Source organism: Arsenicicoccus sp. UBA7492, from assembly GCF_002479615.1.
In the GTDB taxonomy this organism is placed as follows: domain Bacteria; phylum Actinomycetota; class Actinomycetes; order Actinomycetales; family Dermatophilaceae; genus Arsenicicoccus; species Arsenicicoccus bolidensis.
In genome coordinates, this window is record NZ_DLOE01000057.1 from 41,133 (window position 1) to 55,648 (window position 14,516).

12 protein-coding genes are annotated in these 14,516 nt (G+C 73.0%); 9 read left to right on the forward strand and 3 right to left on the reverse strand.

Annotation, left to right across the window (positions count from 1 at the left end):
* Nucleotides 1–31: 31 nt before the first annotated feature.
* Genes B4E97_RS16775 through B4E97_RS16810 form a run of 8 tightly spaced genes read left to right on the forward strand, consistent with a single transcriptional unit; the run spans nt 32 to nt 10,191 of the window.
* Nucleotides 32–841, forward strand: a complete 810-nt coding sequence (locus tag B4E97_RS16775; protein ID WP_286960873.1) for a crotonase/enoyl-CoA hydratase family protein — start codon at nt 32–34, stop codon at nt 839–841.
* A complete protein-coding gene (locus B4E97_RS16780) occupies nt 838–2,877 on the forward strand; it encodes an acetoacetate--CoA ligase (RefSeq protein WP_286960875.1) in 2,040 nt (679 codons plus the stop codon). Before B4E97_RS16775 ends, B4E97_RS16780 begins: the two co-directional genes overlap by 4 nt.
* Nucleotides 2,874–3,920 (forward strand): 3-hydroxyacyl-CoA dehydrogenase NAD-binding domain-containing protein, encoded by a 1,047-nt coding sequence (locus tag B4E97_RS16785; RefSeq protein ID WP_286960877.1) that lies wholly within the window; start codon nt 2,874–2,876, stop codon nt 3,918–3,920. Before B4E97_RS16780 ends, B4E97_RS16785 begins: the two co-directional genes overlap by 4 nt.
* On the forward strand, nt 3,913–5,436 hold the full coding sequence (locus B4E97_RS16790; RefSeq protein ID WP_286960879.1) for an acyl-CoA synthetase: 1,524 nt from the start codon (nt 3,913–3,915) through the stop codon (nt 5,434–5,436). The genes B4E97_RS16785 and B4E97_RS16790 overlap by 8 nt, the downstream gene beginning before the upstream one ends.
* Nucleotides 5,429–6,310 (forward strand): amidohydrolase family protein, encoded by an 882-nt coding sequence (locus B4E97_RS16795; protein ID WP_286960880.1) that lies wholly within the window; start codon nt 5,429–5,431, stop codon nt 6,308–6,310. The genes B4E97_RS16790 and B4E97_RS16795 overlap by 8 nt, the downstream gene beginning before the upstream one ends.
* 48 nt (nt 6,311–6,358) lie before the next feature.
* Nucleotides 6,359–7,501 (forward strand): acyl-CoA dehydrogenase family protein, encoded by a 1,143-nt coding sequence (locus B4E97_RS16800; protein WP_286960881.1) that lies wholly within the window; start codon nt 6,359–6,361, stop codon nt 7,499–7,501.
* 34 nt (nt 7,502–7,535) lie between these two features.
* Nucleotides 7,536–8,726: a 4-hydroxybenzoate 3-monooxygenase gene (locus B4E97_RS16805; protein ID WP_286960882.1), complete on the forward strand. Its 1,191-nt coding sequence runs from the start codon at nt 7,536–7,538 to the stop codon at nt 8,724–8,726.
* 7 nt (nt 8,727–8,733) lie between these two features.
* Nucleotides 8,734–10,191 (forward strand): aldehyde dehydrogenase family protein, encoded by a 1,458-nt coding sequence (locus B4E97_RS16810; protein ID WP_286960884.1) that lies wholly within the window; start codon nt 8,734–8,736, stop codon nt 10,189–10,191.
* 185 nt (nt 10,192–10,376) lie between these two features.
* On the opposite strand, the gene B4E97_RS16815 is transcribed toward B4E97_RS16810, so the two are convergent.
* From B4E97_RS16815 to B4E97_RS16825, 3 genes are all read right to left on the reverse strand, one after another.
* On the reverse strand, nt 10,377–11,711 hold the full coding sequence (locus tag B4E97_RS16815) for a patatin-like phospholipase family protein (RefSeq protein ID WP_286960885.1): 1,335 nt from the start codon (nt 11,709–11,711) through the stop codon (nt 10,377–10,379).
* A 100-nt stretch (nt 11,712–11,811) separates the two neighbouring features.
* Nucleotides 11,812–12,579: a class I SAM-dependent methyltransferase gene (locus tag B4E97_RS16820; protein WP_286960886.1), complete on the reverse strand. Its 768-nt coding sequence runs from the start codon at nt 12,577–12,579 to the stop codon at nt 11,812–11,814.
* A gap of 33 nt (nt 12,580–12,612) precedes the next feature.
* Nucleotides 12,613–13,494: an NAD-dependent protein deacetylase gene (locus B4E97_RS16825; RefSeq protein ID WP_286960051.1), complete on the reverse strand. Its 882-nt coding sequence runs from the start codon at nt 13,492–13,494 to the stop codon at nt 12,613–12,615.
* 102 nt (nt 13,495–13,596) lie between these two features.
* Between B4E97_RS16825 and B4E97_RS16830 the strand changes: the two genes are divergently transcribed.
* A complete protein-coding gene (locus tag B4E97_RS16830; protein WP_286960887.1) occupies nt 13,597–14,514 on the forward strand; it encodes a LysR family transcriptional regulator in 918 nt (305 codons plus the stop codon).
* The last annotated feature ends 2 nt before the right edge of the window (nt 14,515–14,516 follow it).

Genomic DNA, 14,516 nt, shown 5'->3' on the forward strand with positions numbered 1-14,516 from the left:
CCTGCTATTCAGCGACGAACGGGGAGAGCCCATGAGTTCCGGTGTCGTGCACGACGGTTGCGAGGTCCCAGAGACCCTGTCGCTGCGTCGGGAGGGTGCCGTCGGCATCATCACCCTGAGCCGCCCCGCCAAGCGGAACGCCCTGTCCGACCGCACCATCCTCGGCCTGGAGCGCATCTTCACCAACCTGGCCCCCGAGGTCCGCGCGATCGTGCTGGACGCCGAGGGCGACCACTTCTGCGCCGGCCTGGACCTCGCCGAGATGGCCGAGCGCGACACGCTGGCGGGTGTCGCCCACTCGCGCATGTGGCACCGCGCCTTCGACACCATCGAGGGCTCGCTCGTCCCCGTCGTGTCCGTGCTCAAGGGCGCGGTCGTCGGTGGCGGCCTCAAGCTCGCCTCGGCCACCCACGTGCGCGTCGCCGAGCGCTCCACCTTCTACGCCCTCCCCGAGGGCCAGCGCGGGCTCTTCGTGGGTGGCGGCGGCTCCGTGCGGGTCCCCCGCCTGGTCGGCGCGCACCGCATGGTCGACATGATGCTGACCGGGCGCCGCTACGACGCGGTCGAGGGCCACGCGGTGGGCTTCGCGCAGTACCTCGTCGACGACGGCGTCGGCCTGGACCACGCGCTGGGCCTCGCCGCGCGCATCGCGGACAACGCGCCGCAGACGAACTTCGCCGTGGTGCAGGCACTTCCGCGGATCGCGGAGGCCAACCCGCGCGAGGGCTACCTGATGGAGTCGCTCATGGCCGCGATCGCGCAGGGCACCGACGACGCCAAGGGCCGCATGCGCGACTTCCTCGAGGGCCGCGCCGCCAAGGTCACCGAGGACGCGCGATGACCTGGCGCACCTGGGACCCCGGCACCCCCGTCCAGCAGGGCGACATCGTCTGGACGCCACCGGTCGACGTCCTCGAGACCAGCCAGGTCGGGCAGTACCTCACCTGGCTGGCCCGCGAGCGCGGCCACCGCTTCACCACGCACGACGAGCTGTGGCGCTGGTCGGTCACCGACCTCGACGGCTTCTGGGGATCGGTGTGGGACTACTTCGAGGTCCAGGCCCGTATGCCGCACCGCGAGGTCCTTGGACGACGCGAGATGCCCGGCGCCGAGTGGTTCCCCGGTGCGACGCTCAGCTATGTCGACCACGCGCTGGGCCGACCCGAGGACGCGAGCACGGTTGCGGTCATGGGGCGTTCGCAGACCCGCGAGGACGTCGACCTGACCTTCGGCGAGCTGCGGGAGCAGGTCGCAGCAGCGCGGGACGCCCTGCAACGACTGGGCGTCCGCCGCGGTGACCGGGTCGTCGGCTACGTGCCCAACGTCCCCGAGTCGCTCGTCGCCTTCCTCGCGACGGCGAGCCTCGGCGCCATCTGGGCGAGCTGCGCCACCGAGTTCGGGCCCCGGGCGGTCATCGACCGGTTCGCCCAGGTCGACCCCACCGTCCTGCTCGTCGTCGGCGGCTACCGCTATGGCAGCAAGGACGTCGACCGGTCCGCCGAGGTCGCCGAGATCCGCGCCGCCCTGCCGACGGTGCAGCACGTCGTCGACCTGGAGTACGGCCCGTGGCGCGTCGAGGACGCCCTGTCCTGGCGCGAGCTGCTCGACGCCGCACCGGAGCCCGAGCGCGTCGACGGACTCGCGCAGGTGCCGACCGAGGCCGTCGCCTTCGACCACCCGCTCGTCGTGCTCTTCTCCTCGGGCACCACCGGGCAGCCCAAGGCCATCGTGCACGGGCACGGCGGCATCCTGCTGGAGCACCTCAAGAACCACGCGTTCTCCTGGGACATGCGCCCCGGCGACCGGATGCTGTGGTTCTCCACGACGGCCTGGATGATGTGGAACGCCCTCATCAGCTCGCTGCTCGTGCGCGCCGGGATCGTGATGATCGACGGCAACCCTCTGTGGCCCGACCTGGAGTGGCAGTGGCGGCTCGCGGAGGAGACCGGCGCCACGATCATGGGCGCCAGCCCCGGCTACCTGATGGCCTGCCGCAAGGAGGGCGTCGACCTGCGTGACCGCCGAGATCGCCTGTCGCTGCGCGTGATCGGCTCCGCCGGCGCGCCGCTGCCGCCCGAGGGCTACGCCTGGGTCGCCGAGCAGCTCGGCCCCGACGTGCAGCTCAACGTGGGCTCCGGCGGCACCGACGTGTGCTCCGGCCTCGTGCAGAACTCCCCGCTCGTGCCCGTGTGGGCCGGCGAGATCTCCGCGCGCTGCCTCGGCGCCGACGTCCACGCCTGGTCCGAGACCGGCGAGGAGCTCGTCGGCGAGCTGGGCGAGCTGGTCGTCACCTCCCCCATGCCGTCCATGCCGGTCGGGTTCTGGGGCGACGACGACGGCGAGCGCCTGCGCTCGACCTACTTCGACCACTACCCGGGCGTGTGGCGGCACGGCGACTGGATCGTGTTCGCCGACAACGGTTCCTGCCACGTGGCCGGCCGCTCGGACGCCACCCTCAACCGTGGTGGCGTCCGCCTCGGCACCGCCGAGTTCTACCGGGTCGTCGAGGCGCTCCCCGGCGTCGCCGACTCCCTGGTCGTGCACCTGGAGGACCCCGAGGGCGGCAACGGGCACCTGCTGCTGCTCGTGAGCCTCTCGGACGGGGTCGACCTCGACGACGCGCTGCGCGGCACCGTCGCCCGGGCGTTGCGAACTGCCTTGTCCCCCAGGCATGTCCCCGACGAGGTCCTCCAGCTTCCCGTCATACCGCGCAATCTCACCGGCAAGAAGCTCGAGCTCCCCGTCAAGCGGATCCTGCAGGGGCAGTCCCTGGAGCAGGTCGCCAGCCGCGACGCCCTCGCGGTGCCGACCTCGCTGGATCCCGTCGTGGCGCTGGCCGACTCGCGCCGCGCCACCGACCCGGAGGAGGACCGATGAGCCCGTATGTCGCTCCCGACGCCATCACGCGCGTCGCCGTCGTCGGCGCCGGCGCCATCGGCGCGGCCTGGGCCACCCTGGCCACCGCCCGCGGCCTGGACGTCGTCGTCGCCGACCCCGCGCCGGACGCCGAGGAGCTTCTGCGCAGCACCGTCGACCGCCAGCGCGAGCAGCTCCCGTCACGCGAGACCGGCGGCAGGACAGGCGATCTCACGCTCGTGCGGGAGGTGGCCGCGGCCGTCCGCGACGCCGACCTGGTCATCGAGGCCGGGCCCGAGCGGCTCGACGTCAAGCGCGAGATCTTCGCCGCGGCCGACGCCGCGGCCCGGCCCGACGTGCTCCTCACCAGCAGCTCGTCCGGACTGACCCCCAGCTCCTTCCAGGACGCGTGCACGCACCACCCCGAGCGCGTGCTCGTGGCCCACCCGTTCAACCCGCCGCACCTGGTGCCGCTGATCGAGATCGTCGGTGGCTCAAGGACGGACGCGGCTGCGGTCGACGCGGCCATGGCCACCTTCGCCCACCTCGGCAAGCGCCCGATCCGCATCAACGCCGAGCTGCCCGGCCACGTCACCAACCGGCTCCAGGCGGCGCTGTGGCGCGAGGCCTACGACCTCGTCGCCCGGGGCGTCGTCACCGTCGCGGACGTGGACACGGCCATCGCCTCCGGGCCCGGGCTGCGGTGGGCGCTCTACGGCCCTTTCGCCACCCAGCACCTGTCGGGCGGGCCGGGCGGGATCGGCCACGTGCTCGAGCACCTCGGGCCACCGATGCTGGACTGGTGGGCCGACCTGGGGCAGCCCGAGCTCACCCCCGAGCTGTGCCGCACCATCGCCGCCCAGACCGACGACGCGATGGCCGGCCAGGACCTCGACGAGGTGACCCGCCGCCGCGACGAGGCGCTGCAGGCGCTGCTCGCCCTCAAGGCCGCGTCGGGCATCGACGCGCCCGCCGACACCCACCCGGCTGCCGGACCAGCTGCTGGATCAGCTGCCGGGCCAGGTCCCGGATCAGCTGCAGGACAAGGAGGTTCGCATGCGTGACGCCGGCATGGGCTCCTGGGCGCGTCGTCGTGCCCGGATGTCGCCCGACCAGGTCGCCTTCGTCCATCGGGGCGTGCGGACGACATACGGCCAGGTCCAGGACCGCTCCAACCGCCTCGCCCACGGGCTGCGCGCCCTGGGCGTCGAGCGCGGCGACCGGGTCGCCTATCTCGGGCTGAACTCCGTCGAGCTGGTCCTGACCATGCTGGCCACGGCCAAGCTCGGCGCGGTTACCGTGCCGCTCAACACGCGGCTGGCCCCACCCGAGACGGCCTTCGTCCTGCAGGACTCGGCCCCGCGAGTCCTGGTGTGGGACGAGGGTTTCGAGCAGGTCGTCGGCTCCGAGGACGTCGCCTCCCTGGGCGTCCTGACCGTGAGCATGGCCGGCGCCGAGGGTCACCCGTCGTTCGCCGAGGTCCTCGAGAGCGGCTCGGACGAGGTGCTGGACGAGCCGGTGTCGCTGGACGACCTGTTCATGATCCAGTACACGTCGGGCACGAGCGGGCGCCCCAAGGGCGTGATGATGACGCACGCCAACATCTCCTGGAACGTCTACAACCTGATCGTCGACCTCGACCTCACCTCCCACGAGCGGTGCCTGCTCAGCGCGCCGCTGTTCCACACCGCGGCGCTCAACCAGCTGATGTTCCCCTGCTTCCTCAAGGGCGGCACGAGCTACATCGAGTCCTCGTGGGACGCCGACCGGGCGCTCGAGCTGATCGAGACCGAGGGCATCACCTGGATCTTCGGCGTCACGACCATGCTGCTGTCGCTCCTGCGCCACCCGCAGTGGGAGACCCGCGACCTGTCCAGCCTGCGCATCGTCCAGTCCGGCGGGGCGCCCCTGCCCGAGTCGCTGCTGCAGGCCTACCTCGACCGCGGGCTCATGATCATCCAGGGCTACGGGCTGACCAAGTCCTCCCCCGGCGCGACGATGCTGCGCGCCCACGAGGGCGTCACCCGCATCGGTTCCGCCGGCACGCCGTGCTTCTTCAGCGACGTGCGGGTCGTGACGCCGACCCTCGAGGACGCCGAGACCGGCACCCCCGGCGAGGTCCTCGTGCAGGGACCCAACGTCACCCCGGGCTACTGGCGGCGCGACGACGCCACCGCCGAGACCTTCGTCGACGAGGGCTGGCTGCGCACCGGCGACCTCGGGACGATGGACGACGACGGCTACCTGCGCATCGTCGACCGGCTCAAGGACATGATCATCTCGGGCGGGGAGAACATCTATCCCGCCGAGGTGGAACAGGCGATCTACACCCACCCCGCCGTCGCGGAGGTCGCCGTCATCGGGGTGCCCGACGCGCACTGGGGCGAGGTCGGTCGAGCGGTCGTCAGCCTCCGCGCCGGCCAGTCCGCCTCGGAGGCAGAGCTGCTCGCGCACCTGGACGGCCGGCTCGCGCGCTACAAGATCCCCAAGTCGGTCGTCATCATCGAGGAGCTGCCGCACAACGCCTCCGGCAAGCTCGTCAAGAACCGCGTGAAGGAGCAGTGGGGCCACCATGACTGAGCTCAGCATCGACCTCGACGCGATCACCGCGATCGACGTGCACGTCCACGTCGAGTCCGACGGGCACGGCTGCCTGTCGCTCGACCAGGAGCTGATGGACGCCTCGGCGGCCTACTTCCGCTCGTCGGACAACCGCACCCCCACGGTCGAGTTCCTCGCCGACCGCTATCGCGAGCACGCCATGGCCGCCGTGGTGTTCACCGTCGACGCCACGACCAACCTCGGCCACCCGGGGATCTCGAGCGTGGAGCTCTGCGACCGCGCCGCGCGTCACCCCGACGTGCTCATCCCCTTCGGCTCGGTCGACCCGCTCCAGGGCGCGGCCGCCGTGGAGCTCGCGCGACGTCTCGTCCGCGAGCACGGGGCGCGGGGCTTCAAGTTCCACCCGTCGCTGCAGGGCTTCTCCCCCGACCACGAGGCGTTCTACCCCTTGTGGGAGGCCATCGAGGAGCTCGGCGTGCCCGCGCTGTTCCACACCGGGCAGAACGGCATCGGCGCCGGGCTGCCCGGCGGCCGCGGCATCAAGCTGCGCTACTCCAACCCGATCCTGCTCGACGACGTCGCCGCGGACTTCCCTGCGCTGCAGGTGATCCTGGCGCACCCGTCCGTGCCCTGGCAGGCCGAGGCGATCTCGATGGCCACCCACAAGGCCAACGTCCACATCGACCTGTCGGGCTGGTCGCCGCGCTACTTCCCGCCCGAGCTGGTCAAGGCGGCCGGTGGCATGCTGCGCCGCAAGGTGCTGTTCGGCAGCGACTACCCCCTGATCTCGCCCGAGCGGTGGATCGCCGACGCCGAGCAGCTCGGCCTCAAGCCGGAGGTCATGCCGGGGATCCTCAAGGACAACGCCGCCCGGCTGCTCGGTCTGCGCTGACCGGCGACCCCGCTTCCGTCATACCGCCGATCCCCCTGGAGGACAACGATGTTCCGGCTGGACGAGGACCACGAGGAGCTGCGGGTCCTGGCCCGCGAGATCGCGACCGAGCAGGTCGCGCCGCACGCCGCAGCGGTGGACGCCGAGGGGCGCTTCCCCCAGGAGTCGGTCGAGGCGCTCACGCGAGCAGGGCTGCACGCCATCGGGATTCCCGAGCAGTATGGCGGTCAGGGGGCGAGCCTGCTCGGGTCCGCGGTCGTGGCCGAGGAGATCGCGCGGGCGTGCACCACGACCCAGCAGGTCGTCGGGGGCAACGAGCTGTTCGCCTGGCCGCTGCTGCTCGGCGGGTCCGAGGGGGTCGAGCAGCGCTACCTGACGCGGATCGCCGCGGGCGAGTGCCTCGGGGCGTTCGCGCTGTCCGAGCCCGAGGCCGGCAGCGACGTCGCCGCGATGACGACGCGGGCCCGGCGCGAGGGCGACCACTACGTCCTCAAGGGCACCAAGCGCTGGATCACCAACGCGGGCGAGGCGGGGCTCTACGTCGTCTTCGCGGTCACCGACCCGCAGGCGGGGGCGCGCGGCATCTCGGCCTTCGTCCTGGAGGCCACCGACGAGGGCATCGAGCTCGGTGGCCTGGAGCGCAAGATGGGGCTCAAGGGCTCCCCCACCCGCGAGGTCGTGATGCGCGACGTCCGCATCCCCGCCGACCGGATCGTCGGCGAGGAGGGGCAGGGGCTGCGGCTGGCCCTCGGGACGCTGGACCGCACCCGCGCGATCGTCGCCGCGCAGGCCGTCGGCGTGGCCCAGGGCGCGCTCGACGTGGCCGTCCGCTACGCCCGCGAGCGCCGCCAGTTCGGTCGACCGATCGGCGAGTTCCAAGGCGTGGCCTTCATGCTCGCCGACATGGAGATGCGGCTGCGCGCCGCGCGCCTGCTGACCTACGCCGCCGCGGAGGAGGCCGAGGCCGCCGGCCCCGACATGAGCGTCGCGGGCGCCACCGCCAAGTGCTTCGCCTCGGACGCGGCCATGGCCATCACCGTCGACGCGGTCCAGGTGCTGGGCGGGGCGGGCTACACCGCGGACTTCCCCGTCGAGCGGATGATGCGCGACGCCAAGATCACCCAGATCTACGAGGGGACCAACCAGATCCAGCGGATCGTCGTCTCGCGGGCGCTCCTCGGCGCCCGGTGACAGACTGCACCCACGACCAGCAAGGAGGCTCGTCATGACCGTCAGCACCACGCCCGTCGCGATCGTCGGGGCAGGACCCGCCGGGCTCATGCTCTCCCACCTGCTCGCCCAGCGCGGGATCGAGTCCGTGGCGATCGACACCCGCACCCGCCAGGAGATCGAGACCACCCACCGTGCGGGGATCCTCGAGGCGGACAGCGCGCGGATGCTCCTCGACGGGGTCTCCGACCGGATCCTGCGCGACGGCTACGAGCACGAAGGGGTCGAGCTGCGGCTGCACGGCCAGGGGCACCGCATCGACTTCCAGGAGCTCGTGGGCGCCTCGGTCTGGCTCTACCCCCAGACGGACGTCTTCATCGACCTGGCCGACGCCCGCGCCCGCGACGGCGGGGACGTGCGGTTCGGGGTCACCGAGGTGGAGGTCGACGGCGTCGAGACCGACTCTCCCACCGTGCGGTTCACCGACGCCGAGGGCGAGCGCCAGGAGCTGCGGGCCACCTACGTCGTCGGCTCGGACGGTTCGCGCAGCCAGTGCCGCCGGCTCGTGCCCGAGGCCCGCCGCACGGTCTACGGCAAGGAGTATCCCTTCGCCTGGTTCGGCATCCTGTGCGAGGCGCCGATGAGCGCCTCCGAGCTGATCTACGCCCAGTCCGACCGGGGCTTCGCCCTGATCAGCCAGCGCACCGACACCGTCCAGCGGATGTACCTGCAGTGCGAGCCCGACGAGGACGTGCACGCGTGGAGCGAGGACCAGATCTGGTCGGAGCTGCAGGCGCGCGTCGCCGGGGACGGCTTCGAGCTCAGGACCGGCCCGATCTTCGAGCGAGCCCGCCTCAACTTCCGCTCCTTCGTGCAGGAGCCGATGAGCCACGGCCGGCTCGTGCTGGCCGGGGACGCCGCGCACACCGTGCCGCCCACCGGCGCCAAGGGCCTCAACCTCGCCCTGGCCGACGTCAAGGTGCTGGCGGAGGTGCTCGAGCAGGCCCTCGACACCCAGGACGTCCAGGTGCTCGAGACCTACGGCCCGCGGGCCCTCGCGCGCGTATGGCGCTCGCAGAACTTCTCCTACTGGATGACCCAGATGCTGCACACGCCGCCCGGTGCGGACGCGTTCGACGTGCGCCGCCAGATGGGCGAGCTCGAGACCGTGACCTCGACCAAGCAGGGCCGCGCCTACGTCGCCGAGTGCTACACCGGCTGGCCCAACCACCCCATCGGAGGATGACGAGACGATGACGAGCGCGACGACGCCCTGGGAGGGCAAGGTCTGGTCCGGCGGCTGGGTCGACGGCTCCGGCCGGCCCGCCGACGTGACCGACAAGGCGACCGGCGAGACCCTCGGGCAGGTCGGGACCGCCACCACCGAGGACCTCGACCGTGCCGTCGAGCAGGCCCGGGACGCCCAGCGAGAGTGGGCGGCGCTGCCCTATCCCGCGCGAGCCGCCGTGATGCACAAGGCCGCTCAGCTCCTCGAGGCGGCGCCGGACCGGCTCGCGCCGTGGCTGGTGCGCGAGGCGGGGTCGGGTCAGGGCAAGGCGGCCTTCGAGGTCGGGCTCGTCGTCGCCGAGCTCCAGGAGGCCGCCGCGACGGCCGCGGCGCCCTACGGCGAGGTGCTGCGCTCGGCCAAGCCCCGCCTGTCGATCGCCCGCTACGTCCCCTACGGCGTCGTCGGGGTCGTGTCACCGTTCAACTTCCCGGCGATCCTGTCGATGCGCTCGGTCGCACCCGCCCTCGCCCTCGGCAACGCCGTGGTCCTCAAGCCCGACCCGCGCACCACGGTCGCCGGCGGTATGGCGCTCGCCCAGCTCTTCGCCGACGCCGGTCTCCCGGCGGGCGTGCTGCACGTGCTGCCCGGCGGTGGCGACCTCGGTGAGGCCCTCGTGGCGCACCCGGACGTGCCGTGCCTGTCGTTCACCGGCTCGACGGCCGTGGGCCGCCGGATCGGCGCGACGGCGGGCGGACTGCTCAAGCAGGTGCACCTCGAGCTGGGCGGCAACAACGCCCTGCTGGTGCTGCCCGACGCCGACGTCGAGGCCGCCGCCTCGGCCGGCGCGTGGGGATCCTTCCTGCACCAGGGCCAGATCTGCATGACGACCGGGCGGCACCTCGTGCCCGCGTCCCTGGCCGAGGACTACGCCCGGGCCCTCGCCACCCGCGCCGAGCGGCTGACCGTCGGCGACCCGACCGACCCGTCCAACGCGCTGGGGCCGATCATCGACGAGCGCCAGCGCGACCGCGTGCACGACGTGGTCACGCGCGCGGTCGACGCCGGCGCGCGGCTGGACGCCGGCGGCACCTACGACGGGCTCTTCTACCGCCCCACCGTCCTGTCGGGGGTGGCGGCGCAGAGCCCGGCGTTCACCGACGAGATCTTCGGCCCGGTCGCCCCGATCACGACCTACGAGTCCGTGCACGAGGCGATCGACCTGATCAATGCGAGCGAGTACGGCCTGTCGGTGGGCGTCCTCACGGGTGACGCGCTGGCGGCATACGAGCTCTCCGACCGCATCGAGACCGGCATGCTGCACATCAACGACCAGACGGTCGACGACGAGGCGGTGATCCCCTTCGGCGGGGTCAAGGCCTCCGGCAGCGGCGGCCACTTCGGCGGCGCCCGGGCCAACCTCGAGACCTTCTGCCACCTGCAGTGGGTGACCCTGCAGAGCCGGATCGCGACCTACCCCTTCTGACCGCGCTGGACGCGGTGGATCCGGCTGCGCCGAGCGCGCCACCCCCGCGCTCCCAGCGCGCACCCTGCACACTCCCCACCCATCCCCGTGCCACCCCCGCGCTCCCAGCGCGCACCCTGCACACCGGTCGCCGCGCGGGCCCTGCTCGGCAGCAGCGAGCCCCGGCCTGCCGCTCAGCCCGACGATCAGCCGCTGCGCCAACGGCCGAGCACCGTGCGGCGGTCGGAGTCGCGCAGCAGTCGCCGAGCCACCTCGGGGTCGGCCACCTCGGGGTGGGGCGGGTCCAGCGCCGCGTCCACGGCGATCAGCTCGGGCGAGTGCTCGCGCACCAGAGCGTCGGTCACGAGGTAGCCGTGCCGCTCGAGCACCATCTGCTCCCCCGGCGTGAACGCGTCGAGGTCGGTGCGGATCGCGTTGACGAGCTCGACCACGTCGGGTGGATAGCCCACGACCTCGTCCAGCGCCCAGGTGGCGCCGGCGAGCTCGCCCGCGCTCATCGAGGAGTGCAGCCACCGCAGCCGCACCGAGGTGCCCCCGTCCGACGCGATGGACATGGTGCGCAGCATCTGGCCGAGCGGGGTGCGGGTCGTGCGGGCGCGGAAGACGCCGCCGCCGTCCGAGACGAGGACGGCGGCGTGGTCCTTCCACACCGGCTCGAGCCCGAGGTTGTCGTAGACGCCGCCGTCGGACAGCGGGATGCTGCGGCGGATCGCGTCGCGGGTCTCGGCCGCCTCGCGCCCCGCCACCCCGCCGCGCAGGTCGAGCCCGCGCCCGTCGAGGCGCCACGGCCCGAAGACGGGCGGGAACGCGCAGGACGTCGCCACCACGTCCGCCACCCGCAACCAGGGCGGGGGCGGGCCGAAGCCGAGCCGGTAGTCGCCCATCCAGCCCGCCGGGCGCACCGCGGTGGGGTCGTAGAACCGCCAGTCCACGCCGTAGGCCACGTCGGTCGCCCCCGTCACCGTCGAGGCGCCGACGACCCCCAGGTCACGCAGCGGCGTTGCCCACCAGTCGATCTCGCGCGCGAACCCGTCGGCCATGGCGCGCACGGCCCCGTCCTGGACCAGCCACCGGTCGGGCCGCAGCCGACTCAGCAGCGCGGGCGTGCGCACGTTGGTCGAGGCCAGCCGGCGCGCCGGCCCGGCCACCAGCTCCTCGAAGCCCTCGATGCGCGTGGCCCCGCCGTCCCCGCCGGCCCCGCTCGGCCACCCGAGCCGCGGGTCGCACAGCAGGTTGGCGATGATCGAGCCCCCGGACACCCCGGACACGGTGCGAAGGCGCCCGAGGATGCCCAGCTCGTCCAGCCGCCGCGTCGACCCGAGGTGGAACATGGCAGCCCGGAAGCCGCCGCCCGACAGGCACAGGCCCGTGCCGTGCCGGTCGGCCCAGGGCGCCTCGACGGGCTTGCCGAGGTCGATGCCCGGCCGCTGGTGCTTGCCCGCGTCGAGCTGGTCGGAGGCGGCGCGACCGGCCTGCGGTGGCGGGTCGAGGGGCGTGCGCCACGAGGAGGATTCGTTCACGGGCCCACCCCATCACAGACCACCGACAGACCGTGCCAGGCGCCGCCCTCGCGGCCACGGCCGAGCGGACGCTACCGCTCCCCTCACCGCCGGCGGGCGGTCACCAGCACGTATGGCGTGCTCCATGCACCGCGCCGTCACCGTCGAGGTGCTCGGTGAAGGCATCGACGAAGCGACCCCGCAGGGCGGCCCGCTCGGCGGGCGCCAGCCCCTCCACGACGGCCACGTGCAGCGGCGACACGTGCAGGACCCAGTCCGCCGCACCGCGCGCCGACGCGAACTCCCAGTCGTGGCGCCGGTGCTCGACCCGGACGTCGTCGAAGAAGGGGGCCAGCCGAGACTCGGCGACCTGCTCGTCCGCCCAGGCGAACGGCATACGCTCCGGGGAGCACACCGACACGTAGGGGGCCAGGGGGCGGCCGAAGGGGTCGTCCGGCCACCGCTCCCAGGCGGTGTAGGCGAACAGCCCGCCGGAGCGGAGCATCTGCGCGATGGCGGCCGTGCAGGCCGCGGTGTCGGGCACGAAGGCGTGGCCGGCGCACGACGCGACCACGTCGGCGGGCCCCCGTGACGTGGCGCGGTCGGCCGTCGCCGGGTCCGCGAGATCCCCTGCCACCCAGTCGATCCGGTGGCCGGCGCGATCCGCGCGATCGGCGGCGAGCGCCAGCAGCTCGGGTGTGAGGTCGACACCGGTGACGGTGGCGCCGCGGGCCGCCGCCTGCAGGGCGACGTTGCCCACCCCGCAGGCGGCGTCCACGAGACGCGTGGCGGTCAGCCCACCGACCGCACGTTCGCACGCATCCAGCAGCGCCGCCCCCATCGGCAGCAGCCGCTCCCCCACCTGCGTGTAGTCGCCTCGTGCCCACATGCCGACGACCCTAGGCCAATTTGATAATAATTCTCAAACGAGGCCGAGCGGCAGGCCCGTCGCGTACTCGCCATCGACCACCGGACCGAGGTCGTCCTCGATCCCCAGCCGGCGGGCGAGACCGGTGAGCGAGGGCCCCAGCGGCGCATCCAGCTGCCAGGTCGCCTGGTCGTCCCCACGGGTGCGACCCCGGGTGATGATGCCGACGGGCAGCCCGAGCGCGTCCGCCCGCCGCACGAACCGGTAGCCGCTCATCACCTGCAGGCTCGACCCGAGCACGAGCAGCGCCGAGGCGGCCTCGACCCGGCGATAGGCCTCGTCGACCCGCTCCCGCGGCACGGACTCGCCGAAGAAGACGACGTCGGGCTTGAGCGCGTCCGACCCGCACACGACGCAGTGGGCCAGGTGGAACCGCTGGACGACGTCGTCGGGCAGGGCGATGTCCCCGTCCGGACGCACCTCGTCGCTGTGGACCTGGAAGTCGGGGTTGGCCTCGGCGAGGCGGCGCTGCACCTCCTCGCGGGAGGTGCGGTCCTCGCAGGTCAGGCAGCGCACGACCGTGAGGGTGCCGTGCAGCTCGAGCACGTCCCGGGTGCCCGCCTCCTGGTGCAGCCCGTCGACGTTCTGGGTGATCACGCCGTCCACCAGACCGGCCCGCTGCAGCGCGGCCAGCGCCCGGTGGCCGGCGTTGGGGCTGGCGCCGGTGAACCGCTCCCAGCCGACGTACGCCCGCGCCCAGTAGCGACGCCGCGCCTCGGGACCGCTCAGCAGCTCGGAGTACTGCATCGGCTGGACCCGCCGACGCCCGTCCGGCCCGCGATAGTCCGGGATCCCCGACTCGGTGCTCATCCCGGCACCCGTGAGGGCGACGACGCCGCCGTCGTGGACGAGCCGGGCGAGCTGGTCGAGGATCATGGACTGCACCCACCAAGTATGACGTCCGGCCCCGCCGCACGAGCCATAGGCGAAGCCGTACCAACCTCGACATTCAATAACATCAGGTTATAGGATGAGCCCATGATCGACGCCGCTGGACTCCGTGTCATGAAGGCCATCGCCGACGAGGGCAGCTTCACCGGGGCCGCTGCCGCGCTCGGCTACACCCAGCCCGCCATCTCGCAGATGGTGCGGCGCCTCGAGCAGCGCACCGGCACCGTCCTGATCGACCGCGTGGGCCGACAGGTGCGCCTGACCGAGGCCGGGCAGGTGCTCGCGCGCCACGCCGGTGGCGTCCTGGCCGCGCTCGACGCCGCCGAGGAGGAGGTCGCCGCCATCGCCGGGCTGCGCGCCGGCCGGGTGCGGATCATGTCCTTCCCGTCCGCGACCGCGACGATCGTGCCGCCCGCCCTCGCGGCGCTGCACCGCCAGCACCCCGACCTGACGGTGACCTTCAGCGAGAACGAGCCCCCCGAGGCCATCGCCGCCCTGCGCGAGGGCGAGTGCGACCTGGTCGTCGGCTTCTCCTACGAGAGCGGCTCGACGCCGACCGACGAGACCGACCTCGACCTGCTCGTCACCACTCCCCTGCTCGTCGACGAGGTGCGCCTGGCCCTGCCGGTCGACCACCCGCTGGCCCCGCACGAGACCGTGAGCATGGCCGACCTCGCCACCGAGGCCTGGGTCGCGGGCTGCCCCCGGTGCCGCGTCCACATGGTCGGGCTGGCAGCGGACTCGGGCTTCGTGCCCAACCTGGCCTTCGAGACCGAGGACTATGTCGCCCAGCTCGGACTGGTCGGCGCCGGCCTCGGCGTCGCCCTCATCCCCGACCTGATGCTGCGCCGAGCGGTCAACCCTCACACCGCGATCCGCGACATCACGCCGTGGTCGCGACGCCACATCGTGGCCGTCACCACCCCCGACCTGCAGAAGGTCCCCGCCGTGCAGGCCACCATCGACGCCCTCAAGACCAGCGCGTGCGAGTTCAAGCAGTCCTGACC